Here is a 1,472-nt window from a genome sequence, read left to right as displayed (position 1 = left end):
CAATGCCGGTAACTTAGGGCGTTTTTATCCGCTTGACCCGTTTGGGCTTGGTGGCATTGACGATGGTGACGGCCGGGGCGGACGGGTGTTCTGCAGCATGGTGGGCTGCGCGTTTGAGGGGCCAGTTGGCCATTTTGCGTTTGATGACACGGGGGTTGGCTCGGCGGCGTCGTGGTGGCAGGAGTCGTTCGAGGAGTTCAGCGTGGGTTGCTTTGACCGCACGGGCGAGTCTGTCGGGGGGAAAACGCCGCCTGGTCGGTGACCTGGCGGCGCACGACGCGCAGTGAGCGGGTGAAGGAGATCCGGTCGGGATCGTGGTCGGCTTGCCGTGCGGCCTGGTGCATCAGGTGCCGGATGGCGTGGTGGACGAGCAGGAAGCCGTAGAGTTCCTGCTCGGCTCCGTCGGGGTGCTGCGAACGCAGCACCAGGTGGGAACCGCCGAGGTGGGTCTTGATCTCGTCGAGGGTGGACTCGAACTCCCATCGCTGTGCGTAGAGTTCGGCCAGTTCTGCGGCTGGGGCCCTGTCCGGGTCGAGGATCGTGGTGAGGAGCCGGTAGACGCCCTCGTGGCCGGCGATTGTGTACTCCACCGCGCGTGCCGGGACCCCTCGACGGATGTGGTGGATGTCGCTGCGGTCGAAGATCTCCGTGAGGTAGGAGCCGTCCGGGAGTTGCTCGACCACGGGCAGCACCAGGTCTTTTCGGACTCTCCACAGCAGGTCGGCCCCGGTTGCCGCGGCTGTGCACCACAGGTCCACGCTGTAGAAGCCACGGTCGGCCAGCAGCATCATCCCCGGCCGCAGGGACGGCAGGACCGCCCGGGCCAGGGCCTGCTCTCCGGTCCGCAGAGGGCCGAGCGCAGCGTCGAAAACGGCGCGGGTGCCGCACTCCACCAGGCCGACCATGCGGATCTGCGGGTAGCCGACGTTCTGCTCGCCACGCCCGGAACGCGGCGGACGGCCGAACGCCTCCACGTTCGCCTTCGTGTCGGGCAGATCGAACGTGGTGCCGTCGATCGCGGTCAGGCGCCAGCCACGGTGAAAAGCACCCTGAGTACCCGATGCGGCAACCGGCAGGCACACCCGCGCGAACAACTGCCGCAGCGGCGCCACCCCCAACCGTGACCGGGCTTTCCAGATCGCCGCCGTACTCGGCACCGCCCACGACGCACGCCACCGCCGCTCACCCTGCAAACCCATGGTCAGCAGTCGGGCGACCTCCTCGTAGCTCTGCCCCGAGAAAAGGCACATCGCCAGCACGAAGTAGACCACCAGCCGGGCCGGCAACAGCCGGTTCCGCTGCTGCACCCGGCCCGTCTCCGCCAACACCTCGTCCACAAGCCCCGCAGGAAACGCCTGCGTCAGCACCCCGACCGCGACCCGGTCCGAAAGACGCTCACCAGATGACTTCAGCTGACCCACTCTCGGCATACCACCAACAACGACCAGATTGCACCTAAGTTACTGGTATTG

1 protein-coding gene is annotated in these 1,472 nt (G+C 67.0%); it reads right to left on the bottom strand.

Going from position 1 to position 1,472, the window contains the following annotated elements; all coding sequences use genetic code 11:
- Nucleotides 1-197 precede the first annotated feature (197 nt).
- Complete coding sequence (locus tag ACIA8E_RS41925; RefSeq protein WP_399307367.1) at nt 198-1,430, bottom strand: IS4 family transposase; 1,233 nt, start codon at nt 1,428-1,430, stop codon at nt 198-200.
- Between the last annotated feature and the right edge of the window lie 42 nt (nt 1,431-1,472).

This window comes from Streptomyces sp. NPDC051664 (assembly GCF_044453545.1).
GTDB lineage: Bacteria > Actinomycetota > Actinomycetes > Streptomycetales > Streptomycetaceae > Streptomyces.
Note: the sequence above shows the minus strand (reverse complement) of the source record. Positions and strands in the feature narration are given on the sequence as shown.

Coding starts and splice junctions, on each gene's coding strand:
- ACIA8E_RS41925 (WP_399307367.1), bottom strand. CDS start 1,430: ATGCCGAGAGTGGGTCAGCTGAAGTCATCTGGTGAGCGTCTTTCGGAC.